The organism is Bradyrhizobium lablabi, from assembly GCF_001440475.1.
Classification (GTDB): domain Bacteria; phylum Pseudomonadota; class Alphaproteobacteria; order Rhizobiales; family Xanthobacteraceae; genus Bradyrhizobium; species Bradyrhizobium lablabi.
Window position 1 is genome coordinate 152,284 of sequence record NZ_LLYB01000057.1, and the last position, 13,094, is coordinate 165,377.

The 13,094-nt window shown below is 62.8% G+C and carries 12 protein-coding genes and 3 pseudogenes; 10 read left to right on the plus strand and 5 right to left on the minus strand.

Annotated features, from left to right (window positions below; genetic code table 11):
• Window positions 1-73: 73 nt before the first annotated feature.
• Window positions 74-259: a hypothetical protein gene (locus tag CQ14_RS11445; RefSeq protein ID WP_245320301.1), complete on the minus strand. Its 186-nt coding sequence runs from the start codon at window positions 257-259 to the stop codon at window positions 74-76.
• 356 nt (window positions 260-615) lie between these two features.
• Here CQ14_RS11445 and secE point away from each other — a divergent pair, with 356 nt between their 5' ends.
• From secE to CQ14_RS11470, 5 genes and pseudogenes are all read left to right on the plus strand, one after another.
• Window positions 616-807, plus strand: a complete 192-nt coding sequence (gene secE, locus CQ14_RS11450; RefSeq protein ID WP_025588718.1) for a preprotein translocase subunit SecE — start codon at window positions 616-618, stop codon at window positions 805-807.
• Window positions 808-827: 20 nt separating this feature from the next.
• Complete coding sequence (nusG, locus tag CQ14_RS11455; protein ID WP_057857994.1) at window positions 828-1,358, plus strand: transcription termination/antitermination protein NusG; 531 nt, start codon at window positions 828-830, stop codon at window positions 1,356-1,358.
• A gap of 130 nt (window positions 1,359-1,488) precedes the next feature.
• On the plus strand, window positions 1,489-1,917 hold the full coding sequence (rplK, locus tag CQ14_RS11460) for a 50S ribosomal protein L11 (RefSeq protein ID WP_057857995.1): 429 nt from the start codon (window positions 1,489-1,491) through the stop codon (window positions 1,915-1,917).
• Window positions 1,918-1,923: 6 nt separating this feature from the next.
• A complete protein-coding gene (gene rplA / locus CQ14_RS11465; protein WP_057857996.1) occupies window positions 1,924-2,616 on the plus strand; it encodes a 50S ribosomal protein L1 in 693 nt (230 codons plus the stop codon).
• A gap of 118 nt (window positions 2,617-2,734) precedes the next feature.
• Window positions 2,735-3,692: pseudogene (locus CQ14_RS11470) on the plus strand (2-hydroxyacid dehydrogenase).
• Here CQ14_RS11470 and CQ14_RS11475 read toward each other — a convergent pair.
• Window positions 3,678-4,325, minus strand: coding sequence for a TetR/AcrR family transcriptional regulator (locus CQ14_RS11475; RefSeq protein WP_057857997.1), 648 nt, complete (start codon window positions 4,323-4,325; stop codon window positions 3,678-3,680). The pseudogene CQ14_RS11470 and the gene CQ14_RS11475 overlap by 15 nt on opposite strands.
• A 94-nt stretch (window positions 4,326-4,419) precedes the next feature.
• On the opposite strand from CQ14_RS11475, the gene CQ14_RS11480 reads away from it, so the two are divergent.
• The gene (locus tag CQ14_RS11480; protein ID WP_057858117.1) at window positions 4,420-5,091 is read left to right on the plus strand and encodes an O-methyltransferase; all 672 of its coding nucleotides are present in this window, start codon (window positions 4,420-4,422) and stop codon (window positions 5,089-5,091) included.
• 10 nt (window positions 5,092-5,101) lie between these two features.
• On the opposite strand, the gene CQ14_RS11485 is transcribed toward CQ14_RS11480, so the two are convergent.
• Genes CQ14_RS11485 through CQ14_RS11495 form a run of 3 tightly spaced genes read right to left on the minus strand, consistent with a single transcriptional unit; the run spans window position 5,102 to window position 6,876 of the window.
• On the minus strand, window positions 5,102-5,989 hold the full coding sequence (locus CQ14_RS11485) for a sigma-70 family RNA polymerase sigma factor (protein ID WP_057857998.1): 888 nt from the start codon (window positions 5,987-5,989) through the stop codon (window positions 5,102-5,104).
• A complete protein-coding gene (locus CQ14_RS11490; RefSeq protein WP_057857999.1) occupies window positions 5,961-6,506 on the minus strand; it encodes a carboxymuconolactone decarboxylase family protein in 546 nt (181 codons plus the stop codon). Before CQ14_RS11490 ends, CQ14_RS11485 begins: the two co-directional genes overlap by 29 nt.
• Window positions 6,499-6,876, minus strand: coding sequence for a hypothetical protein (locus CQ14_RS11495; protein ID WP_057858000.1), 378 nt, complete (start codon window positions 6,874-6,876; stop codon window positions 6,499-6,501). Before CQ14_RS11495 ends, CQ14_RS11490 begins: the two co-directional genes overlap by 8 nt.
• A 630-nt stretch (window positions 6,877-7,506) precedes the next feature.
• On the opposite strand from CQ14_RS11495, the gene rplJ reads away from it, so the two are divergent.
• The 4 genes and pseudogenes from rplJ to rpoB form a co-directional block, all read left to right on the plus strand.
• Entirely contained in the window at window positions 7,507-8,025 is a 519-nt protein-coding gene (gene rplJ, locus CQ14_RS11500; protein WP_057834234.1) for a 50S ribosomal protein L10, read from the plus strand.
• A 54-nt stretch (window positions 8,026-8,079) separates the two neighbouring features.
• Entirely contained in the window at window positions 8,080-8,457 is a 378-nt protein-coding gene (gene rplL / locus CQ14_RS11505; protein WP_016847588.1) for a 50S ribosomal protein L7/L12, read from the plus strand.
• Between the two features lie 512 nt (window positions 8,458-8,969).
• Window positions 8,970-10,239, plus strand: a pseudogene (locus tag CQ14_RS46100) (DNA-directed RNA polymerase subunit beta); the annotation flags it as partial.
• A 51-nt stretch (window positions 10,240-10,290) separates the two neighbouring features.
• Window positions 10,291-13,030 (plus strand): annotated as a pseudogene (gene rpoB, locus CQ14_RS11510) (DNA-directed RNA polymerase subunit beta); the annotation flags it as partial.
• Between the last annotated feature and the right edge of the window lie 64 nt (window positions 13,031-13,094).

The following is a 13,094-nucleotide window of genomic DNA, read 5'->3' on the forward strand; positions in this document are numbered from 1 at the left end:
AGAAACGTCGATCGGAAGATAAATTAGTAGATAAGTCAGTAACTTATCTACTGCATCTGTCGCGGCCCCGGAACTAGCTGAAGAATGCGGTGAGGACCGCGAGATCCGATCGCGCCGGTGCCTCGCCGCGCAGATCCGCGTCGATCACCCGCCGGCATACATCCACCGTGAAGGTATCGCCGAGGTCGTTTGCCGCGTCGAGAACGGTCCAGGCCGTCTCGCCCGCGGGCCTTTCCAGGTCTTGGCCTAACAATGCCATGGTCATATCGCCCCTGTGGAGCATCCAGACTAGCCGAGGGCCTTTAAAATCCGGATCGCGGCGCGATGAGCATTTGAGGCAAGGCGGGTACCCGGGATTAACCAATGGCATCCGGTCTGGCTTCCCGCCGGCTGGGCCCCCGCGGCACCCCGTACCTTGACCTTTTGCCCGGCCGGCAGTAGATACCCGCCACCTGCTGCCGGCCCGCTAGACGCGGATATCCGGCGCGGCTTTGAATTCCCCCGAACAATCGAGCCCGCTTGGCGGCTCATCCTTCGAGAGAGGGCTGGGCGTAAGAAGGCTGTTCGGATTCGCTTTAAATCTCAATCGTCTCACGAAGGACGCGGTAACCAACGATGGCTTTCAGCCCGTTCAAATTCCTGCAGGAAGTGCGCTCGGAGACCGCCAAGGTCACCTGGCCGACCCGCCGCGAGACGACGATCACCACGATCATGGTGTTCGTGATGGTTGCATTGGCGTCGATCTTTTTCTTCATGTCGGATTTGATCATCCGCTACGTCGTCACTTTCCTGCTGGGCGTCCACTGATGAGCACCGGAATCCTTACGATGGACAAGCGCTGGTATATTGTTCACGCCTATTCGAATTTTGAGAAGAAGGTCGCGGAATCCATCCGCGAGCAGGCGAAGCAGCGCGGGCTCGAGGAATTGTTCGAGCAGATTCTGGTGCCGACCGAGAAGGTCACCGAGGTGCGCCGCGGTCGCAAGATCGACGCCGAGCGCAAGTTCTTCCCCGGTTACGTGCTGGTGAAGATGAAGCTGACGGACGAAGCGTTCCACCTCATCAAGAACACGCCCAAGGTGACCGGCTTCCTCGGCGCCGAAAACAAGCCGATGCCGATCTCCGAGTCCGAGGCGATGCGGATCCTGCACCAGGTGCAGGAAGGCGTTGAACGTCCGAAGGCGTCGGTGTCGTTCGAAATCGGCGAGAACGTCCGCGTGGCCGATGGTCCGTTCGCGTCGTTCTCCGGCGTGGTTGAAGAAATTGACGAGGCGCGTTCGCGCGTGAAGGTCGCGGTGTCGATCTTCGGCCGCGCCACGCCCGTCGAACTGGAGTTCGGTCAGGTCGAGAAGGTCTGATCGTAACACGCGAGGCCTGGTCCTCGCGTGAATGAGGCCGTGGGAGGGAGAGGGCGGTCGCCAACCGCGCTTGAACCGAACCACGGAACCTGAACCAGCCGGCGACCTGCCGGCGCAACAGGAGTGAAGAATGGCAAAGAAAGTGACCGGATACCTGAAGCTTCAGGTCCCGGCCGGTGCGGCGAATCCTTCGCCCCCGATCGGTCCCGCGCTTGGTCAGCGCGGTCTCAACATCATGGAATTCTGCAAGGCGTTCAATGCGCAGACGCAGAAGGAAGAAAAGAACACCCCGATCCCGGTGACCATCACCATCTATGCGGACCGTTCCTTCACCTTCGAGCTGAAGACGCCGCCGATGTCCCACTTCCTCAAGCAGGCCGCCAAGATCCAGTCCGGCTCGAAAGCTCCGGGCCGCGACAAGGCCGGCAAGGTGACGAAGGCGCAGGTGCGCGAGATCGCCGAGAAGAAGATCAAGGATCTCAATTGCGATTCCATCGAAGCGGCCATGAAGATGGTCGAGGGCACCGCCCGTTCGATGGGTCTGGAAGTTGCGGGGTAACGGACCATGGCAATCGGAAAACGTTTGAAGAAGGTCCGTGAAGGCATCGATCGCGAGAAGCTCTATCCGCTCGCGGATGCCATCAAGATGGTCAAGGAACGCGCCACGTCGAAGTTCGACGAAACGATCGAGATCGCGATCAATCTCGGCGTCGACCCGCGCCACGCCGACCAGATGGTTCGCGGCGTCGTCAACCTGCCAAACGGCACCGGCCGCACGCTGCGCGTCGGCGTGTTCGCCCGTGGCGCCAAGGCCGAGGAAGCCAAGGCAGCGGGCGCTGACGTCGTCGGCGCCGAAGACCTGGTCGAGAAGGTGCAGGGCGGCAACATCGATTTCGATCGTTGTATCGCCACCCCCGACATGATGCCGCTGGTCGGCCGCCTCGGTAAGGTGCTCGGCCCGCGCGGCATGATGCCGAACCCGAAGATCGGCACCGTGACGATGGACGTCGCTACCGCCGTGAAGGGCGCCAAGGGCGGCTCGGTCGAATTCCGCGTCGAGAAGGCCGGCATCGTGCAGGCCGGTGTCGGCAAGGCGTCGTTCTCGGAAGAGAAGCTGGTGCAGAACGTGAAGGCACTCGCGGACGCGGTGTCGAAGGCCAAGCCGGCCGGCGCCAAGGGCACCTACATCCAGCGCGTGGCGGTCTCCTCCACCATGGGCCCGGGCGTCAAGGTCGAGCCGGGCACGCTGCTCGGCTAAGGCCTTGCCATTGACGTGAATAATAAAGGGCGGAATCGGGCGACCGATTCCGCCCTTTGCGTTTGCTGTCGGTTTTGCGTAATCGTCGCCCGGCCGGACTTGCCAAGAAAGAACAACAATGCCCGAGAGAGTCCTGATCTATTCGCGTTTTCCAAAAGCAGATGGAGCGTTTCGGCCAGCGCTATGAATTGCTGAACGCCGCCGGCAAGGCGCCCAATGAGGTGTTCGCGGCCGATCAGCTCGCCGACATTCGCGCGCTGATCACCGCGGGCGGCACAGCGCTTCGCGGCGATGCGATGGACATGATGCCGAAACTGGGCGCGATCGTCTGCTACGGCACCGGCTATGACGGCGTCGATCTGGCGGCGGCGGCGAAGCGCAAGATCGCCGTCGGTCATAGCCCGGGCGCCAATGCGGCCTCCGTCGCCGACATCGCGGTCACGCTGATGCTGGCAGCGACGCGACGATTGCTGGTGGCGGACGACTATGTGCGCGGCGGGAGCTGGGTGGCGGCAAAGCCGTCGCCGATGATGCGCCCGCAGGCCGGCATGCTCGGCCGCAAAATCGGCGTCTATGGCATGGGCGAGATCGGCCGCAAGATCGCCGCGCGGGTCGCCGCGTTCGAAACCGAGGTCGGCTATTTCAGCCGCAGCCGGCATGACGTGCCGTATCAGTATTTTTCGAGCCTCGACGCGTTGGCCGAATGGTGCAGCGTCTTGATGATCGCGGTGCGTGCGGGCGCGGACACCAACCACGCGGTCGATGCCCATATCCTGAAGAAGCTCGGCAAGGACGGCTTTGTCATCAACATCTCGCGCGGCTCGGTCATCGACCAGCCGGCCCTGATCGCGGCGCTGACCGACCAGACCATCGCCGGCGCGGGTCTCGATGTGTACGAGAAGGAGCCGCATGCGCCGGATGCGCTGACGGCGCTGCCCAATGTGGTGCTGTCCCCGCATATTGGCGGCCATACGCTGGAATCGCATGTGGCGATGCAGAACTGCGTGCTGGCCAATCTCGACGCGTTCTTTGCCGGCAAGCCGCTCGCTCACCCCGTGACGTCAAGTTCCAGCTGATCGTCTCCGCGCGAGCCCTTTGAGGTAGGCGCAAAACATATCGGCCATGGCATTGGCATAGGTCTCGATCTCGGCAGGGGTTCGGGGACTTTCCGAAAACTGCTTTCCCACCGCGCTGAGCGTCGTTGTGATCAGCTCACCCGCCAGTGCACGCGTCGCCTCCGAGGCTTCGGGCAGCGCTTCCTGCATGAAGAGCTCGACAGTGCGGCCTCCTGACGCCCTCGCTTCGTGCGCTTCCGGCGCATCGCGGTAGAGTGGGGCAGCGTCATCGAGTGCGACACGCACCGCGGCCTCATCGCATTCCGAGCGGATGAAGGCGTGGACCAGCGTACGCAGCCGTTCGAGCGGCGGTCTCCGGAAGTCCTCAAGGATGCCGCGCAGCAGTTCTGTCGTCTGGCGCCATTCGTCGCGTTGGAGGCGGAAGAGGATCGCCGCCTTGTTCGGAAAGTATTGATACAGCGACCCGATGCTGACGCCGGCCTTCTCGGCCACCCGCGCGGTGGTGAAGCGCTGCGCGCCTTCCTTCGCCAAAACCTGAACAGCAGCATCCAGGATCGCCGCGACCAGCTCGGTCGAGCGAGCCTGCTGGGGCCGTTTTCGCGAGGAAACTGAAGGGCTTCGACGATCGGTCATCAAGAGCGCCGGGAATGCGATTAGAAAATGCGAATGATTAGTCGTATTTCTGGACCGGCGCAAGAACGCGCGCTCACCGCTGATGGAGACCTGCATGACCACCCTGACCACCACCCCGCTTGCGCCCCTGTTGGATCGCCTGTTCGACGAGGCGGATGCGGCCTCGGCGGAGACCGAGGCTGCCGTGGCCGACCTCTCGGACGAAGCCCGGACGCGCCTGATGCGAAGCAAGACCGATTACCGCGACCTCTATGGGCGCTTGAAGAATGCGCCGCTCGCCGTCTCGCGAGAGACCGGCACGTTGCTCTACATGCTGGCGCGAAGCTCTCGCGCGCGGACGATCGTCGAGTTCGGGACCTCGTTCGGCATCTCGACCCTGCATCTCGCCGCGGCGCTGCGGGACAATGGTGGCGGCCGCCTGATCACCAGCGAGTTCGAGCCATCCAAGGTGGCGCGGGCCTGCGATAATCTGACGGCCGGTGGTCTCAGCGACCTCGTGGAGATCCGGGAAGGGGACGCCCTGCGGACGCTCAGCGTCGATCTCCCTGATACGATCGACCTGTTGCTGCTGGACGGTGCCAAGGCGCTCTATCCGGAAATCCTGAGCCTGGTCGAGAGCCGCCTTCGGCCCGGCGCCTTAATCGTCGCCGACAATGCCGATGACAGCCCCAATTATCTGGCGCGCATGCGCGCGTCGGTCGGTGGCTATCTGTCCACGCCATTCGGCGAGGATGTCGAGCTATCCATGCGGATCGGTGCCTGCTGACGATCCGCATTCAACTGCAGCGCGGCAGGTGGCGCAGCTTGTCGGGATTGCGGACGATATAGATCGCAGCAATTTTCTCGCCTGATATCGCCATGCTCAGGGTGAGATCGAGTTCGCCGTCCAGATAGAGAAGGGCGCCCACGGCACCATTGATGACAGCCGGCACGATACGGACTTCCTGGCCGGCGGTCTTGCCGGCGAGGCCGACAAAGAAGCGCGCGACCTTGTCGGCGCCGATGATCGGCTTGAGTGCCGCGAATTTGCGGCCACCGCCATCGGTGATTGCAACGGCGTCCTCGCGCAGCAATTCGGCCAGCTGCCTGACGTCACCGCTGGCAACCGCGTCGCTGAAAGCCTGCAGGAGTCGCGCGTGACTGTCGGGCGTTGCCGCAGGCGCCGGGCGATTGTCGCGCACGGCGCGGCGGGCCCGTGATGCCAGTTGCCGGCAGGCGGCTTCGCTGCGGTCGAGCATGGCGGCGATTTCGGGAAACGGCGTGTCGAAGACGTCGTGCAGCAGGAAGGCCGCGCGTTCCATCGGCGACAGCCGGTCCAGCGCCAGCAACAAGGCGAATGAGAGGTCGTCGGCCAGTTCGGTGGCGGCTTCGGCCGACAGACCCTCCGCATCGAACACGGGCTCGGGAAGCCAGGGGCCAACATAGATTTCCCGCTGTGCCTGGGCGCTCTTCAGGCGGTCGAGACAAAGCCTCGTCACAACGGTGACGAGAAAGGCTTCCGCGTTGTGGACGTCCTGTGCGCCGGTAAATCGCAGATAGGCGTCCTGCACGACGTCTTCGGCGTCGCTGCGGCTGCCTAGCATGCGATAGGCGAGCCCAAGCAGGCGCCCGCGATGGGGCGCCAGCGGGTCTGCGTCATGCGGCCTGTTTGACGACATCGACATGGTGTTCACCCACGGTGACGCGGCGACATTCCTTGGCAAAGCCGAGGCCTGCCTTCATCATCGGAAACATGCGGCCCAGTTGCAGCGCCATGGTCAGATCTATCACGCCTTTCTGGCCCCATTGGGCGCGGACGGCATCGCGAAACTCGTCGTCATTGGCCGAGCGGCGCACCACGGCATCGGCAAAGCGGAACCCGAGCATGGTCGCGTCATTCATCGCGCGCGGATCGCGGCGGAGCACTGCCTCGATCTGGTCCTTAGGCATGCCGGCTTCCAGCGCCATGTCGACGACGAGTTGGGTGCAGGGGCCGCAATCCTCTGCCAGCGCGCCGACGATCTTGGCGGCGAAGCTGGCATCGGCCGGGACTACCTCGCGGTGGGCGGCGGCCTTCATGAGGGGCGCGAACTTGAAGAGGGCGGCAGGCGAAAAGTTCAGCATCATTTCGAGATAGCTGACGTCGTATCCATACCGTTTGGCAAATGCGCGCAAGCTGCGGCGCGCGATCCAACTACGCATGTTGTTCTCCTGGGTTGGGGAAGGCGGAATAGAGGGCGACTGCGGAGGGCAGAACGATCGCGAGAAGGTCGAAGGCGGGGTAATGGCTGTGGCCGCCCACCAGGATCGCCACGTGGAGCAGGGCGTGAACGACCAGGAAGCCGGCGCCCGCAACGGCCGCCGGCCAGTACCGCGGCCGCCATGCCCGCGCGGCCAGGGCAAGACCGGCGGCGAGGAAGGCGGCGCCGATGTCCTGGACGAAATGTGGGTTGAAGGGGCCGGTATCCGGCACCCCGGGCGCGGTTCCATACCAGAACGGGCCGGCCACGAGCATGATCAGCCCGTTCAGGACCGTCGGGATCGCAAGAATCGCTGCCAAAACACGCCGCATCGGGAACCTCCTTTGCGGCCAAGACGAGCCAGGCGGCCCCGGTGTGACGCAACCCGTCAAAAAAATCCGGGTTAAACCGAAAATTTTTTCTCCGGTTGGGCCCGCAAACTGGTGTGAATTTTGCTCTTGGCAAAAAGGGCGAGACCCGGTAAACAATGGCTTCCGGGCGTGCTGGCCATTGCTGGCACGTCCGTGCGCGCATTCCGAAAACCCGACACGGTAGGAGATAATTCCTTTCAGGACGTCCGCATGGATTGCTCGAAAGGAAGGAAACCTCATCGTTTCGTGGAATGCGGCAGGGGTCCTTCGGCTTGCCGAATGGCCTCGATCCTGTCCGAGACTGCAGGCGCTCGCGAAGAAACGCAAGTTCTTCAACGGCTTAATTTCACAGCCTGCATAGACGGGTGAAGACCGGATTTCGCTTTAACGCCGCCTCTCGCGGCGCCATGGCTGATTTGGTTCGAACCTCGACACCCCGCGCCATCTGGTTCGGGAGGGCAGGCTTTTCAAAATGTCGTCTGCCCGGCGTGTCCTAAAGACTGGTGTCTAGAGGTCAGGTTTTGGGCGAGACGATGGGTGCAACCCGGCGGTCTTGCTCTTGCGAAGGCCGCCAACCGGAGAGAGCTTGCTGTGGAAAGAGCGGCAAAAAAGGACGCGGTTGAGGCGCTGAACGGGGTCTTCAAGACCACGAGCGTCGCAGTCGTCGCCCACTATTCCGGCCTCACCGTGGCCCAGATGCAGAAGCTGCGCATGCAGATGAAGCAGGCGGGCGCGTCGGTGAAGGTCTCGAAAAACCGTCTCGCCAAAATTGCTCTTGAAGGCACTGACGTCGTTGCCATCGGCTCCCTGCTGAAGGGACCGACCGTGATCGCCACTTCAAACGATCCGGTAGCGGCGCCGAAGGTTGCCATGGAATTCGCCAAGGCGAACGAAAAGTTCGTCATTCTCGGCGGTTCGATGGGTAAAACCGTCCTGGATGTGAACGGCGTGAAGGCACTTGCCTCGCTGCCGTCGCTGGACGAACTGCGCGGCAAGCTTGTCGGCCTCCTGGTGGCGCCGGCAACCAAGATCGCTCAGCTCTCCACCGCGCCCGCGGCCAAGCTCGCGCGCGTCATTCAGGCTCATGCCTCAAAGGGCGAAGCGGCCTGACCCTTCGCTAATCTCAAACCTGGTTCGAAACCAAACGTTTAAGGAAATAGATCAATGGCTGACTTGCAGAAAATCGTCGACGACCTCTCGAGCCTCACCGTGCTCGAAGCCGCCGAACTCGCCAAGCTCCTCGAAGAAAAGTGGGGCGTTTCCGCCGCTGCCGCCGTCGCGGTTGCCGGCCCCGCCGCTGGCGGCGCTGCCGCTGCTCCGGCTGAAGAAAAGACCGACTTCACGGTCGTTCTCGCCGCTGCCGGCGACAAGAAGATCGAGGTCATCAAGGAAGTCCGCGCCATCACCGGCCTGGGCCTCAAGGAAGCCAAGGACCTCGTCGAAGGCGCTCCGAAGCCGCTGAAGGAAGGCGTGAACAAGGAGGAAGCCGACAAGATAAAGGCCCAGCTCGAAAAGGCTGGCGCGAAGGTCGAGCTGAAGTAACGCGAGTTACTTCGCGAGATCCCGGGCGAGCGTCAGCGAGACCCGGGATTGGTCTGTGCAAAGTTCGTGCGATGGGGTAACCCGGAACACGGTGTACACAAAAAAGTGTGGGGATTCGCGGGGTTAGCTCCTCGAATCTCCACGTTTCCGCCCCATATCGGAGCGGCAGCAGGAAAACGCGGTAGGCGGCGGGGGCAGCAGGGTTCCCGGCGTAAGCCGTTGGGAGACAGTCAGATTTCGGGCTTTCTCAGTCCGTGAAGTGATCAGTTGTGACGGGCGGGTGCAGTCATGCGCCCCGCGCGTCGTTTTGCGTTTTGAAGGTCTAAGGTGCGGGTTCAGGACTTAATTCCTGAAAGTGGGCTTTGTTCCTTTCGAGCGATTCGACATTCAACCCGGGGGCGATGGCAGTCGCGCTTCGGAAGGTTCGCCCACAAGGGCGACGAAAATGAGAGGCCACGATGGCGCAGCAGACATTCACCGGTCGCAAACGCGTTCGCAAGTTCTTCGGACACATCAAGGAAGTCGCCGAGATGCCGAACCTCATCGAGGTTCAGAAGGCGTCGTATGACCAGTTCCTGATGGTCGACGAACCCCAGGGCGGCCGGCTGGACGAGGGTCTGCAGGCGGTGTTCCGGTCGGTATTCCCGATCTCGGATTTCTCGGGCACCTCGATGCTGGAATTCGTCCGCTACGAATTCGAGCCGCCGAAATATGACGTCGATGAATGCCGCCAGCGCGGCATGACCTATGCTGCGCCGCTCAAGGTGACGCTGCGCCTGATCGTGTTCGATATCGATGAGGAAACCGGCGCCAAGTCGGTCAAGGACATCAAGGAGCAGGACGTCTACATGGGCGATATCCCGCTCATGACCATGAACGGCACCTTCGTCGTCAACGGCACCGAGCGCGTCATCGTCTCGCAGATGCACCGTTCGCCCGGCGTGTTCTTCGACCACGACAAGGGCAAGACCCATTCGTCCGGCAAGCTGTTGTTTGCCGCGCGCGTGATTCCGTATCGCGGTTCCTGGCTCGACATCGAGTTCGACGCCAAGGACATCGTGTTCGCGCGCATCGATCGCCGCCGCAAGATTCCCGTGACCTCGCTGATGTATGCGCTCGGTCTCGACGGCGAGACGATCCTGTCGACCTTCTACAAGAAGATCAATTACAAGCGCGCCAAGGAAGGCTGGCGCGTGCCGTTCGACGCCTCGCGTTTCCGCGGCTACTCGACCATCAACGACCTGATCGACGCCGACACCGGCAAGGTCGTGCTCGAGGCCGGCAAGAAGCTGACCGTCCGCGCGGCGCGCCAGTTGCAGGAAAAGGGCCTGAAGGCACTCCGCCTGTCGGATGAAGAGCTGGTCGGCAACTATCTCGCCGAGGATCTCGTCAACCCGAAGACCGGTGAAATCTACGCCGAAGCCGGCGAGGAGCTCACCGAGAAGTCGCTGAAGGCGCTCAACGAGCAGGGCTACAAGGAACTGCCGCTGCTCGACATCGACCACGTCAATGTCGGCGCCTACATCCGCAACACGCTCAATGCCGACAAGAACATGACGCGTGAAGACGCGCTGTTCGACATCTACCGCGTGATGCGTCCGGGCGAGCCGCCGACGATCGATTCGGCCCAGACCATGTTCCAGTCGCTGTTCTTCGACGCCGAGCGTTACGACCTGTCCGCGGTCGGCCGCGTCAAGATGAACATGCGTCTCGAACTCGACGCGCCCGATACCCATCGCACGCTGCGCAAGGAAGACATCCTGGCCGTCATCAAGACGCTGGNACCTCCGCGACGGCAAGGGCGAGATCGACGACATCGACCATCTCGGCAANCCGTGTGCGCTCGGTCGGCGAGCTCATGGAGAACCAGTACCGCATCGGCCTGCTTCGCATGGAGCGCGCGATCAAGGAGCGCATGTCGAGTGTCGATATCGACACCGTGATGCCGCAGGACCTGATCAACGCCAAGCCGGCGGCAGCGGCAGTGCGCGAGTTCTTCGGCTCCTCGCAGCTCTCGCAGTTCATGGACCAGACCAACCCGCTGTCGGAGATCACCCACAAGCGCCGTCTCTCGGCGCTTGGCCCGGGCGGTCTGACCCGCGAGCGCGCCGGCTTCGAAGTTCGCGACGTGCATCCGACCCATTACGGCCGTATCTGCCCGATCGAGACGCCGGAAGGTCCGAACATCGGCCTGATCAACTCGCTGGCGACGTTCGCGCGCGTCAACAAGTATGGCTTCGTCGAAACGCCTTATCGCAAGGTGAAGGACGGCCGCGTCACCGACGAGGTCGTGTATCTCTCGGCGATGGAGGAAGGCCGCTATCGCGTCGCGCAGGCTAACGTGCCGCTCGATGCCAAGGGCCGTTTCACCGAAGACCTGATCGTCTGCCGTCACGCCGGCGAAGTGCTGCCGATCACGCCCGACAAGGTCGACTATATGGACGTGTCGCCGAAGCAGCTGGTTTCGGTGGCTGCGGCGCTGATCCCGTTCCTCGAGAACGACGACGCCAACCGCGCGCTGATGGGCTCGAACATGCAGCGCCAGGCGGTGCCGCTGGTTCGCGCCGAGGCGCCGTTCGTCGGCACCGGCATGGAAGGCGTGGTGGCCCGCGACTCCGGTGCTGCGATCGCCGCCCGCCGTTCCGGCGTGATCGACCAGATCGACGCTACCCGTGTGGTTATCCGCGCAACGGAAGATCTCGATCCCACCAAGTCTGGCGTCGATATCTACCGGCTGATGAAGTACCAGCGCTCCAACCAGTCGACCTGCATCAACCAGCGTCCGCTGGTGAAGGTTGGTGACATCGTCAAGAAGGGCGACATCATCGCTGATGGCCCGTCGACTGATCTCGGCGAGCTCGCGCTCGGCCGCAACGTGCTGGTCGCGTTCATGCCGTGGAACGGCTACAACTTCGAAGACTCGATCCTGCTCTCCGAGCGGATCGTGAAGGACGACGTCTTCACCTCGATCCACATCGAGGAGTTCGAGGTGATGGCCCGTGACACCAAGCTCGGACCTGAGGAAATCACCCGCGACATTCCGAACGTTTCGGAAGAAGCGCTGAAGAACCTCGACGAAGCCGGCATCGTCTACATCGGCGCCGAAGTCCGGGCCGGCGACATCCTGGTCGGCAAGATCACGCCGAAGGGCGAAAGCCCGATGACGCCGGAAGAAAAGCTCCTGCGCGCCATCTTCGGCGAAAAGGCTTCCGACGTCCGCGACACCTCGCTCCGCGTGCCCCCGGGCGTGCAAGGCACCATCGTGGAAGTGCGCGTGTTCAACCGCCACGGCGTCGACAAGGACGAGCGTGCGCTGGCGATCGAGCGGGAAGAGATCGAGCGTCTGGCCAAGGACCGCGACGACGAGCAGGCGATTCTCGACCGCAACGTCTACGGCCGCCTCGCCGAGCTGCTGGAAAACCGCCAGGGCATCGCGGGCCCCAAGGGCTTCAAGAAGGACACCAAGATCACGCGCGCCGTGCTCGATGAGTATCCGAAGTCGCAGTGGTGGATGTTTGCATCCCCCAACGACAAGCTGATGGCCGAAATCGAGGCGATGCGGAAGCAGTACGACGAATCGAAGAAGGGCCTTGAACAGCGCTTCCTCGACAAGGTCGAAAAGCTGCAGCGTGGCGACGAACTGCCGCCCGGCGTGATGAAGATGGTCAAGGTCTTCGTCGCGGTGAAGCGCAAGATCCAGCCGGGCGACAAGATGGCCGGCCGTCACGGCAACAAGGGCGTGGTGTCCAAGATCGTTCCGATCGAGGACATGCCGTTCCTCGAGGACGGCACGCATGCGGACATCGTGCTCAATCCGCTCGGCGTGCCCTCGCGCATGAACGTCGGCCAGATTCTGGAGACGCATCTCGGCTGGGCGTGCGCAGGCCTCGGCAAGCGCATCGGCCAGACCATCGACGGCTATTATCAGAAGCAGGATCTCAAGCCGCTGCGCGAGACCCTGAAGAAGATCTATGGCGACGATGAAACCATCAAGACGCTGAACGACAACGAGCTGATGGAGCTTGGCAAGAATCTGAGCCACGGCGTGCCGATCGCAACCCCGGTGTTCGACGGCGCCAAGGAAGCCGACATCGAGGAGATGCTGAAGCTCGCGGGCTTCGACGCCTCCGGCCAGTCGACCGTCTATGACGGCCGCACCGGCGACGCCTTCGATCGCAAGGTGACGGTGGGCTACATCTACATGCTCAAGCTGCACCATCTGGTCGACGACAAGATCCACGCGCGTTCGATCGGTCCGTACTCGCTCGTCACCCAGCAGCCGCTGGGCGGCAAGGCGCAGTTCGGCGGCCAGCGCTTCGGCGAAATGGAGGTGTGGGCGCTGGAAGCTTACGGCGCGGCCTACACGCTGCAGGAAATGCTGACCGTGAAGTCGGACGACGTCGCCGGCCGTACCAAGGTGTACGAGGCGATCGTGCGCGGCGACGACACGTTCGAGGCGGGTATTCCGGAATCGTTCAACGTGCTGGTCAAGGAAATGCGCTCGCTCGGCCTCAACGTCGACCTGCACAATTCCAAGGTGGGACCGGCGCCGACGTCCGAGGCGGCCGAGTAACGCATACGATTTCATGCCCGGCGCTTCGCCGGGCATTCGCGCTCGGCTCGGACGTTGAGCAGGG